Source organism: bacterium, from assembly GCA_040753555.1.
Lineage (GTDB): Bacteria > UBA9089 > UBA9088 > UBA9088 > UBA9088 > JBFLYE01.
Window position 1 is genome coordinate 1 of the sequence record JBFMDZ010000073.1, and the last position, 10,917, is coordinate 10,917.

General features: G+C 34.8%; 10 protein-coding genes. 1 reads left to right on the plus strand and 9 read right to left on the minus strand.

Annotated features, from left to right (window positions below):
* Nucleotides 1–200: 200 nt before the first annotated feature.
* The 9 genes from mltG to ruvA are packed head-to-tail and all read right to left on the minus strand — an operon-like array spanning nucleotide 201 to nucleotide 9,495.
* Entirely contained in the window at nucleotides 201–1,214 is a 1,014-nt protein-coding gene (mltG, locus tag AB1630_07110; protein ID MEW6103561.1) for an endolytic transglycosylase MltG, read from the minus strand.
* 1 nt (nucleotide 1,215) lies between these two features.
* A complete protein-coding gene (locus AB1630_07115; GenBank protein MEW6103562.1) occupies nucleotides 1,216–2,076 on the minus strand; it encodes a PorV/PorQ family protein in 861 nt (286 codons plus the stop codon).
* A 42-nt stretch (nucleotides 2,077–2,118) separates the two neighbouring features.
* Nucleotides 2,119–3,807, minus strand: coding sequence for a penicillin-binding protein 2 (locus AB1630_07120; protein MEW6103563.1), 1,689 nt, complete (start codon nucleotides 3,805–3,807; stop codon nucleotides 2,119–2,121).
* Nucleotides 3,800–4,975 carry an MFS transporter gene (locus AB1630_07125; protein MEW6103564.1) on the minus strand — a complete coding sequence of 392 codons (1,176 nt, stop codon included), beginning with the start codon at nucleotides 4,973–4,975 and terminating at the stop codon, nucleotides 3,800–3,802. The genes AB1630_07120 and AB1630_07125 overlap by 8 nt, the downstream gene beginning before the upstream one ends.
* A complete protein-coding gene (amrS, locus tag AB1630_07130; protein MEW6103565.1) occupies nucleotides 4,972–5,976 on the minus strand; it encodes an AmmeMemoRadiSam system radical SAM enzyme in 1,005 nt (334 codons plus the stop codon). Before amrS ends, AB1630_07125 begins: the two co-directional genes overlap by 4 nt.
* Complete coding sequence (locus AB1630_07135) at nucleotides 5,973–6,920, minus strand: nucleoside-diphosphate kinase (protein MEW6103566.1); 948 nt, start codon at nucleotides 6,918–6,920, stop codon at nucleotides 5,973–5,975. Before AB1630_07135 ends, amrS begins: the two co-directional genes overlap by 4 nt.
* Nucleotides 6,921–6,945: 25 nt before the next feature.
* Nucleotides 6,946–7,935 (minus strand): hypothetical protein, encoded by a 990-nt coding sequence (locus AB1630_07140; GenBank protein MEW6103567.1) that lies wholly within the window; start codon nucleotides 7,933–7,935, stop codon nucleotides 6,946–6,948.
* Nucleotides 7,932–8,915: a Holliday junction branch migration DNA helicase RuvB gene (ruvB, locus tag AB1630_07145; GenBank protein MEW6103568.1), complete on the minus strand. Its 984-nt coding sequence runs from the start codon at nucleotides 8,913–8,915 to the stop codon at nucleotides 7,932–7,934. The genes AB1630_07140 and ruvB overlap by 4 nt, the downstream gene beginning before the upstream one ends.
* 31 nt (nucleotides 8,916–8,946) lie before the next feature.
* On the minus strand, nucleotides 8,947–9,495 hold the full coding sequence (gene ruvA / locus AB1630_07150; protein MEW6103569.1) for a Holliday junction branch migration protein RuvA: 549 nt from the start codon (nucleotides 9,493–9,495) through the stop codon (nucleotides 8,947–8,949).
* A gap of 80 nt (nucleotides 9,496–9,575) precedes the next feature.
* Here ruvA and AB1630_07155 point away from each other — a divergent pair, with 80 nt between their 5' ends.
* Nucleotides 9,576–10,589, plus strand: coding sequence for an isocitrate/isopropylmalate dehydrogenase family protein (locus AB1630_07155; protein MEW6103570.1), 1,014 nt, complete (start codon nucleotides 9,576–9,578; stop codon nucleotides 10,587–10,589).
* Nucleotides 10,590–10,917: the final 328 nt, after the last annotated feature.

A 10,917-nucleotide genomic window follows, 5' to 3' on the forward strand; every position in this document is an offset into this window, starting at 1 on the left:
TTAAAAATTTCCATAGCTGTATTCATCGCATTTTGATAAACTTTTAAGTCTTTATAGCTTTGTATTTTTTCACCCATTCTCCCCTTTTTCTGTGAAACGGAGAAATTTCTCCCCTTCTTAAGATTCTCCCTTTCTCCCCTTCTCCCTCTCTCCAATTCATCCATTCTCCGTTTCTCTCTGTAATGACTGAATAGTTACTCTCATTTTATTTTTGGTTGGTATTTTGAGACAGCAATATTATGTTCAGCTAGTGTTTTTGAGAATTTATGCCTTCCATTATTCATACTGACAAAATATAGGTAATCAGTAGAAGCTGGATTTAATGCGGCTTTAATAGCAGAGATTGAAGGGTTTGAAATAGGGGATGGAGGAAGGTCATTATGCCTATATGTATTGTAGGGAGAGGAAATTTCAAGGTCTTCCTTTTTTAGATTCCCATCAAAATTGGGAAAAAGGCTGTAGATAACCGTTGGGCAGCTATTAAGCCTCATATTTCTTCTTAATCTATTATGAAAAATAGCAGAGATAATGGGCATTTCCTTATAATATGAGGTTTCCTTTTCAATAATAGAGGCAAGGATAAGGATTTGATAGATGGAAAACCCCATTTTTTTTGCTATTCGGACATCACTTTCTTTAAATACCTTTTTAAACCTTTCAATGATTATTCCTATTATCTTCTCTTCCTTCATTCCCTTTGATACACAGTATGTATCGGGAAATAAAAGCCCTTCTAGGGTATTAACAGAGAAACCTAGCTTCAAGATAAATTCCCTATCAAAGCAAAGATTGAAAAACCTTTTTTTATCTATAAATCCCTTTTCATAAAGCATATCTGCTATCTGATAAATATTATATCCAGGGGGAATTGTAAAACAGGATTTTATTTTGTTTCCTTTAGTCAAGATCGAAAGAATGTCAATCATATTCAAAGAAGGGGAAATTTCATAGTCTCCTGCTTTTATGTCCTTCTCCTTATTTTTAAGGATTATGAGGGATGAAAATATGTATTTATTTCTTATAATCCCTTCATTTTTAAGAAGATTTGCAATTTCTTTTGCAGAAAGACCCCTTCTTATACTAATTGTCTTTGGTTTTCCTGATATATCCTTTGGAAAATAAATATCATAAAGGGCTGTTAATAAAACAAAGATAGCTAAAATTGGAAGGAGGAGGAATAATTTGCTCTTTTTTTTCTTAATTTTTTTTGCCAAGCTAAAATCTTATAATGAGGGAGCCCTGGAGTGGTTTGTTAAGGCTTGCTGGAAATTGGGCAAAGTCAAGCTGAAGCCAGTTTTTTAATCTTACCCCACATCCCAATGTTGCACCTTTTAGGTCTCCTTCAAGAGCGTAATATCCTGCGCGAAGACAAAGACCTTTCCAATACCAATATTCAGCACCGACCCTATATTCAAAGCTAGAATTAGAAAGGAGGTGATGGCTTATTGCAGATGTTAAGAAAAGATTCTCAATCCTGAATGACCCTCCTATCTGAGCCAACATTGGAAGTTTATCTCCCCATATATCTGGACCAATATTCTGTATTGAAAGACCAAATTTCATATTATCTTTATGTTTATAAAGAAGCCCAACATCAATTGCACCTGTAGAATCCTTATCCGGGCTTATCTTCCTTAAAATTCCCTTTATTGTCCCGCCAAAGGATAAATTTTCTCTTATTCTTTTTCCATAAGAAAGACTTGCCATAAGGTCGCTATATTCTACATCTCCAACTACCATGCCCAAGTAATCCAATCTTTCCATCTTTGGGGCATGAAAATATAGGACAGAAAATCCAATCCCTGTATCTTCACTAATCCTTTTTACATACCCAAGGTATTCATATCCACATTCCATAATTGCCTCGCTCTCCATAAAGAGAATTTCCTGATTTCCTATATCAGATAGCCCTGCAGGATTATAATGTAGGGCTGATGCATCATCTGCCAAGCCAACAATTGCACCAGCCAAGCCTGTTGCCCTTGCCCCTGTTATAAATTTTAGAAAATCTGCGCCTGTATCAACACGAGCCTCTAGGAGCGTTGGGATAAAAATTACAAGAAAAACAAGAAACATATAGATATTGTAAATTGTAAAGGCTAAATTGTAAATTACATTCTATAGCCCTTTTTTAATTTTTTCCAAAAATATAACCCTTTCTGCAATTCTCTTGAAGCAAGGAGCGGCAACAATGCTTGCATAATGTGCCTTTTTTGGCTCATCCAAAATAACTAATATGAGAATCTCTGGATTATCTGCTGGAAAAAATCCGATAAATGATGAAACAATCTTGCTACTATTATACCTTCCTCCTATTGCTTTCTCTGCTGTTCCTGTTTTTCCTGCAATTTTATATCCTTCTATTTTTGCATTTATGCCCGTTCCTTCATCAACAATTGAAACCATCATATCCTTTAGTTTATTGATGGTATCTTGTGACAAAACCTCCCTTTTAGGTGTAGGTTTTTCTTCCTTAATAATCTTATTGTTTAACAAAATGCTCCTTACAACAATTGGAGAGAAAAGAATGCCATTGTTGCAGAAGGAAGATACAGCAAGCCAAAGCTGAATGGGTGTTACAGAAATTCCATAGCCAAATGAAAGATTTGCCTTTCTTATCTTTGTCATCTTTTTGGAGAATATCCCTACCTCCTCCTCAATTATTCCTGTATTTGTTTTTGTTCCAAAGCCAAATTGGGAAAGGTAAAACAAAAGCCTTTCATCTTTTAAATTTTCTATTGCTTGACTCATTCCAACATTACAGGAATTCTTAAGGACATCCCTGAATGATTGAGCCCCATGCTTATGGGGACAACATATCTTTCTATTGCCTACCTTATATTCTCCCGAACAAAAAAATCTGTCATCTTCTTTTACCAATCCCTCTTCAAGAAGAATTCCTGCTATAATTGGTTTAAAGAGAGAGCCTGGTTCAAAAACAAAAGAAACTGCCTTATTCTTTCTGGTTTCTTTTGGTATTTTTTTCCACATCTCTTTTTCCCAAACTGAATAAGCATTTGGGTCAAAACTTGGGATTGTGCTTTGTGCCAAAATCTCTCCTGTCTTTGGATTTCCAATAATACAAACACCGCCTTTTGCTTCATATTCTTGACAGCTTTTCTTAAGCTCTTCTTCAGCAATATACTGAAGCCTTACATCTATTGCAAGATAAATATCCCCTCCTTTTAATTCTTCAGGAAATCTCTCTTTTGTATATAAAATTCTTCCCTGTCCATCCCTCATTATCTTAGGATTATGGGAAGAACCTAAAAGATACTTATTAAACCCTAATTCAATCCCTGACATTCCAATTATCTTCCTTGCATCATCCTCAAATTTCACAAATCCTAGAAGGTTTCCCCCTATTGTGTTATATGGATAATACCTTTTATGCTCAATAAGAAATTCAATCCCCTTAATTTTTTTTATTTTTTCTCTTATTTTTTCTGCTTTCTCTATTGGAAGCCTCCTTTTAAGCCAGAAAGACTTTCCATTTTTGTTTAAATTCAATTGTTTAATTCCCAAAACCTTTAAAACCCTAAAATAATCTTTTGTACTTATTTCCTTTGGATGAACAAGGATGGACACAGTGTCTGCACTCATAGCAAGGATATTGCCATTTCTATCAAATATTGTTCCCCTTGGAAGGGTATAAACCCTTTCTTTTATATGGATATCTTCTGCCTTCTTTTTTAATTCCCTGTTTTTTAAAACCTGGATATAAAAGAGCTTTATTAAAAGAAGGGCTCCAAGAATACCAAGGAATAACCAGATAATATATAACCTTTTTTTGTATTCGCTATACAATTTCCCTCTTTAATATGAAAAATAATGGTATTGGTAAAACCTCAATGCAAATTAGAACCAATATCATCAAAGAAATAGAAATATCATACAAATATCCAGCCAAGAGGCTTCCTATAAACATTGCTAATCCATATATTACATTAAAAATGCCATATCCTGTTGCTCTTTTATTTATTGGGGTTATATCAGCAATCCCTGCCTTCATTATCACCTCATGAGAGCCCATTACTAAACCCCAAAAAAGCATTGCAATCATTATTAAGGAGGTATTATATGAAAAGGCAAAAGGAAGAATTAGGGCTGTAAGGATAGGAATTCCCACCAAGATTAACAATCCAGAATGAGAATTTTGATATTTCATCTTAATATTATCATAGACCTTTCCAATTATTATTCCAAACATTGCATCTATTGCCATAGCAAGGCAATAAAAAACAGGTATTTGGGCATCCGATAATATTTTATTTACCTTTAAGTGATAACCTATTATAGCAAAGCTAACAAAGCCAATGGTAGTAATAAATGTAAAAAAAGAGTATAGCCAGAATATCCTAGTAAGATTAGAAGGCTCATTTTTGCTTACTTTTTCAAGTTCTTCTGGGTTTCTTACCTTGAAATATGCTATAAACAAAACAATAATGAGCAATGTAAATGGAAGCCAAAACAAGCTATAGCCATTCTGGTAGTCAGAAATTGTTTTTAAAGAAGGACCGGCAATAAAGAAAAATGTAAAAATCAAAGGGCCTACTACCGCACCAATATTATCTAAAAACTCTGCAATACCAAATCCAAAACCTCTACCTACCCTTTTTGTAGCATAGGATAAAAGGGTGTCCCTTGCGGGGCTTCTTAATCCCTTACCTATCCTTTCAAGGACGATGAATATTAGTGCAGATTGCCAATAGCTTGAAATGGAAAGCAAGGGGACAGAAACAAGTAAGCTATAACCACATATTACAAAGAGCCAATGTGCCTTTTTCTTATCACAGATATATCCTGAAAACAAACGAATGATATAGCCAGCTAGCTCGCCGATACCAACCACAAAGCCAACAATTGTAGCATTTGCTCCCAAGGTATTCAAATATTGCCCATTTACGCTTCTTCCTCCTTCATAAATAATATCTCCCAATAGACTTATTAAACCAAAAAGGAATATAATTGTCATTCAAAAATCCCATCTATCTTTGCTTTGCAATTAGGGCAGACTCCATCCTTTAAGCTATTGGAAAGGACAGAGAAGCCAATTCTATTAATAATGGGTTCTTTACATTGATAGCAATATGTATTTTCCCCTGGGTCTCCTGGTATATTTCCAGAATAGACATACCTTAAGCCAGCATTTTTCCCAATTTCTCTTGCTCTTTCAATAAAAGAAATGGGTGTTGGTGGGATATCAAGCATCTTGTAATTTGGATGAAACCTTGAGATATGCCAGGGCGTCTCCTCTCCAACTTCCTTAATAAATTTTGCAATATCAGAAAGTATTCCAGATGATGTGTTTTTTTCTGGAATGAGGAGGGTTGTTATCTCAACCCAAATCCCAAGCTCTTTCATTAACCTTATGGATGAAAGGACAGGTTCTTGTCTTGCATTGCAAAGGGTTTTATAAAAATTATCATCTCCCTTTAGGTCAACATTTGCCGCATCAAGGTATGGAGCAATCATCTTTAGGGCTTCAGGGCTCATATATCCATTTGTTACAAAATTGTTATAAAGCCCCTCTTTTTTTGCAATATTTGCTGTTTCAAAGGCGTATTCAAAGAATATGGTTGGTTCTGTGTATGTATAGGATATGCTTTTACAACCTTTTACCTTCGCCGTTTTAACTATTCTTGAAGGAGGCAATTCCTCTCCAAATATTCCATCTTCATCCTTTGGAGCTTGCGATATTGTCCAATTCTGACAAAATTTGCAAGCCAAATTGCATCCAACAGTAGCAACAGAGAGAGAATATGAGCCAGGAAGAAAATGAAAGAATGGCTTTTTCTCAATTGGGTCAATATTACAGGAGCAAGCAAGGTTATGGACAAGGCTATAAAGGATGCCATCTCTATTCTCCCTTACCCCGCAAATTCCCCTTTTCCCCTGTTTTATTCTACACCTATGGCTACATAGATGGCATTCTACAAAATCATCTTTTTTTTCATAAAGAAAAGCCTCTTTCATTCTGGCAACAACACATTTGTTCCAAAATCAAGGGCTTTCTTTTCCCTTATGAAATCTTGTTCATTATCTGAGGTATGAATTGTATTTTCAGTAAGGGAATCTGTATAGTTATCACGGACAATGCTCATCGCCACATCCCTTATCTTTTTTCTTGCACCTATACCTTCATAGAGCAATGCCAAAGACCTCTTTTTGCTCATAAAATTTATCAAGGCTTCAAAGAAATACTTACCCTTATGTGGGGCATAAAATTCCTCCATCTGCTCTTTTTCTGGCATTTGAATCTTTGCCGCAATAATAAACATACCTGTCTTTGAAAGGATGTCTATAACATCGCCAATTCTTGGGTCATAGGGTTTATCAAAGGCATTTGGTTTAATTATCACAACACTTTCCTCTACATCCTTTATTTTTTCTTTAGGGTATTTTATCGCACCACTTACAGGACTTCCTAAATACTTGTATTTATTCCAAAAAAGGTTAATTTGTTTCTCTGCCTCTTCTTTGCAAGAAGGACAAGAAACAGGAAACTCTGATATTATTTTATCTTTCTCCCTATAAAAGAATCCAAATTTTCCAAGGATTGTTGTTCCATTTCTATGCCTTATATCACCAACAAGATTGTTTATCCTCTCAATTACATCATCTCCTTCAATAACAAGGTTAAATATCCTCCTTACATTATATTTGCTCTTATTAAAATTTTCGTCAAGAAGCATTTTTTTAAAGGCATCCTGAATTTCCTGCTCATCCTTTGTTTTCCTTTGTGTCAGGGTTTTACAAAAATCAGATGCTAATTCTTTTGTTAATCTATAGATATCAGCACCAATAAAGGTAATGGGTTTATTTTCCTCTGCCATAAACCTTATCATGCTAAGGATTGCTCCCGTAATAGACCTCTCCAATGCTTCTGAATAAATATTTACAATTGTTCTTTCTTTCATTTTGCTTTATATTATAGCCTTTTTCCTAAATTTTCTCAATAGGAATTATCATCCATTTTTTAACATCTTCTTCTTTATGTGCCATAATTTGGCGTTTAATTTCCTTTGATTGAAGGGATACCATTGTCTCTTTGTGGCAATATTTTGCAATAATTTTAGAAGAAAGCAAAAGACATTCCTCAACAAATTCTCCCCTTCCTAATCCAAGGGGTCCATTTTCAGCTGGTTCAAAGATAATATCAGAATCTTTTGCTAAATTTTTAAGCCTTATATTTTCACTTTCATTCCTTCCAACAATAAGCTTAAAATATGGAGAAAGCCTGAAATGCCTGCTTATCTTTAAAAGCTCAATATCATTTAAGTTAAAATTAGGGCTATATTTCATCAAATCCTTCATTCTAAAAGCAAAGCCAAAGTCTGTAAGTAAGCATCCACCCGCTGGCGCTGGATAATCCTTTATTCCAAAATCTTCTGCCAATTTTATTTGTGGCTTTCTGCTCCTTCCAGATATAGCATATAATTTCTCCCTATCAACCCATCTTTCAATCTCAGGTATAGTTTCAGCAAGCAATTTTGCTGAAAGTGGTCTTAAAACAAGACCTAAAAGACCAGATTCTTTTTCTATTAGCCTCATTGTATCCTTTTTTTGAGACATTGGCCTTTCTCCCAATACCTCGCCTGTAATGATAAATTTAGCACCGATTTTCTCCATATAAGATTTGGCTTTTTTAAAGATAAGGATTCTGCAATCAATGCAAGGGTTTATATTCTTTCCATAGCCATATCTTGGATTTTTGACCATCTCAAGATATTCATCGGCTAACCTTTCTACCTTGAGGGGGATTTTGAATAAATCAGCCACCTTCTTTGATTCCAAATCACATCCATTCTTGCGATTACATTGGTAAAATGGGCTGATAAAATTTAGGGCAGAAACCTCTATTCCTTGGTTAAGAATAACCTTTATCGCAAGGGTTGAATCAAGTCCTCCGGATAGAAGGGCAAGGGCTTTCATTGATTTAGATAGGCAATTGCAGATTCTGTTGGCTTTCTTCCCTTTGGTGTTCTTTCTATAAAACCTATTTTTAAAAGATATGGTTCATATACCTCACTTATTGTCCTTTCATCCTCCTCTAATGAAGCAGAGAGGGTTTTTATTCCAATAGCCCTTCCTTGGAATTTATTTATCAAAATATCAAGAATCCTTCTATCCATAGAATCAAGGCCAAATCTATCAACCTCAAGCCTTTCTAATGTTTCCTCTGCTATCTGTCTTGTTATCCTTCCTGTGCCTTTTACCTGTGCATAATCCCTTATTCTTCTTAAAAGCCTATTTGCAATCCTTGGTGTTCCCCTTCCCCTTTTTGCTATCAAATGGGTAGCATCTTTTTCTGTTTCTATATTTAAAATACGAGAAGAGCGAAGAATAATAGAAAAGAGATCATCTATTGAATAAAAAGAAACAACCTCTGATATTCCAAATCTATTCCTTAAAGGTGAGGTAAGCATACCCTGCCTTGTTGTAGCTCCAATCAGGGTAAATTTTGGAAGGGAAAGTTTTATACTCCTCGCAGATGCTCCCTTTCCAAGCAAAATATCAATGTTAAAATCCTCCATAGCAGAGTATAAAAGCTCAGAAACAGCCTTGTTTATCCTATGTATTTCATCAATAAATAGGCAATCAAACTCCTTTAAATTTGTAAGTATAGAGGCTAAATCTCCGGGGCGCTCCAATATTGGCCCTGATGTTGAAAGGATATTGCTTTTCATCTCTTTTCCTATAATCCCTGCCAATGTTGTCTTTCCCAAGCCAGGTGGACCTGAAAAAAGGGTATGGTCTAAGGGCTCATTCCTTTTCTTTGCTGCTTCAATAAATATCTTAAGGTTCTCAACAAGCCTGTTTTGTCCTATAAACTCAGAAAAATCCCTTGGCCTTAAAGAATTCTCGCTCTCCTTTTCCTCAAAATCTGCCTCTGGCGATGTTATTTCTTTCATTTCATCTTATGATAAATTTCTAAATCTTAATTTATTTTAACGCCTCTTTTATCAATTCCTCAAGGTCTTTTGGATTTTTTGTCAACGCCCTTTCGCAAGCATTGCCTGCCTCTTTTTTTGAATAGCCCAGAGAAATAAGGGCTTGGATGCAAGAATTTTCTAAATCCTTATCTTCCTTTTCTACTAGTCTATTTGAAAGCTCAAGGATAATCCTCTTTGCTGTTTTTTCTCCTATTCCCTTTATCTTGGAAAGGGAAGATACGCTTCCCTTTTGGATAATTTTTCCTAAATTATCTGGTGTTATCTCTGATAGAATCCTTAAGGCTATCTTTGGACCAATTCCAGTAATGGATATGAGGGTTAAAAATAGTTCCCTCTCTCTTTCACTAATAAACCCAAACAATTGAATCTTCTCATCCTTAATTATTGTATAGGCAAAAAGCCTTGCCTCACATCCTTTTTCTGGAAGGCTTGAGAATGTGTTTAATGAGATAATAAAGCCATATCCAATGCCAGATACATCAATTGTAACATATGTTGGTGTTTTTATAGCAACCTTTCCCTTTATAAAGTCAATCATTTTATAATTATTTAGCCTTTAGTCATATACATTAAATCATATTTCTTGTTTTAATGCAAGGATTTTTGTATAATAAATCTATGAAAATAACATTGATAAATGGTGACGGCATAGGACCTGAGGTTGTAAGTTCATGCCAAAGGGTTATTGATGCAACAGGAGCTGATATAGAGTGGGAAGAGATTCCTTTAGAATTTAAGGATAACGCTCCTATAATGGATGGAATTTTAGAATCCATAAGAAAAAATAAGACCTGTCTTAAAGGACCAATAACAACGCCTGTTGGCTATGGATTTACATCGGTTAATGTCTCCTTAAGAAAGGCATTAGACCTCTATGCAGGGGTAAGACCAGCAAGGTCATTTTTAAATAAAACAGATATTACAATTATTCGTGAGAATACAGAGGGGTTATATACAGGGATTGAGTTTTCTGTAGGAGGTTCTGCTTGTGCCATAAGGACAATAACAAAAGAGGGCTCGGAAAGGATAATAAAATTTGCCTTTGAATATGCAAGGAAGAATAATAGGAAAAAGGTAACCTGCGTCCATAAGGCAAATATTCTAAAGCTAACCTGCGGCTTATTTCTAAAAACAGCCAAAGAGATTGCACCCCTTTACCCTGATATTGAATTTGAGGATAAGCTAGTTGATAATACCTGTATGCAATTAGTAAAAAAGCCAGAAGGCTTTGATGTTATTGTAACAACAAACCTATTTGGAGACATTATCTCAGACCTATGTGCTGGGCTTATTGGAGGGCTTGGTGTAGCACCAGGGGCAAACATTGGAGATAACTTTGCTGTATTTGAGCCTGTTCATGGAAGTTGCCCAAAGTATGCAGGATTAAATATTGCAAACCCAATAGCCACAATTCTTTCAGGAGCTATGATGCTTAAATATCTAAAAAAAGCAAATTGTGCAGAAAAAATAGAAAAAGCCATTTCTTCTATAATGGAGAAAGGGATATTACCAAAGGATTTAGGCGGAGATTATTCTTTATCTCAAGTAACAGAAGAAATAATAAATAATTGTAACTATTCAGCCACTGATGAAAATAGTCGTAAGAATAGAACACGGATGATACGGATTTAACGGATTTTCGCTGATTTCTTTCTCTTTTTTCTATCTTCTATCTGCGAATATCCGCATCATCAGCGTGCTATTATTTTTCATCTACGACAAAGTTAAATAGATATGAAGAAATTATACTAAATAGTTACTTTTATTTTTGACTGCCACATTCATTTTTTGTATTATAATTTATCAAAAATGGTCAAGTCAATGAAAAGTAAAGCTATGTAGTTACTATATCAAAATGTTATATTGTATGTTAGTAATTCTCGGTAAAAACTTAAACACATTAAAAATCATCATTTTTTTCTTTTATCTTCTCTATCCTTCTATATTTATAGTGATTTTT

Bases quoted from the DNA above. Each gene is read 5' to 3' on its own strand.
- AB1630_07115 (MEW6103562.1), bottom strand. From the start codon at position 2,076: ATGTTTCTTGTTTTTCTTGTAATTTTTATCCCAACGCTCCTAGAGGCT.
- AB1630_07125 (MEW6103564.1), bottom strand. From the start codon at position 4,975: ATGACAATTATATTCCTTTTTGGTTTAATAAGTCTATTGGGAGATATT.
- amrS (MEW6103565.1), bottom strand. From the start codon at position 5,976: ATGAAAGAGGCTTTTCTTTATGAAAAAAAAGATGATTTTGTAGAATGC.
- AB1630_07135 (MEW6103566.1), bottom strand. From the start codon at position 6,920: ATGAAAGAAAGAACAATTGTAAATATTTATTCAGAAGCATTGGAGAGG.
- AB1630_07140 (MEW6103567.1), bottom strand. From the start codon at position 7,935: ATGAAAGCCCTTGCCCTTCTATCCGGAGGACTTGATTCAACCCTTGCG.
- ruvB (MEW6103568.1), bottom strand. From the start codon at position 8,915: ATGAAAGAAATAACATCGCCAGAGGCAGATTTTGAGGAAAAGGAGAGC.
- ruvA (MEW6103569.1), bottom strand. From the start codon at position 9,495: ATGATTGACTTTATAAAGGGAAAGGTTGCTATAAAAACACCAACATAT.
- AB1630_07155 (MEW6103570.1), top strand. From the start codon at position 9,576: ATGAAAATAACATTGATAAATGGTGACGGCATAGGACCTGAGGTTGTA.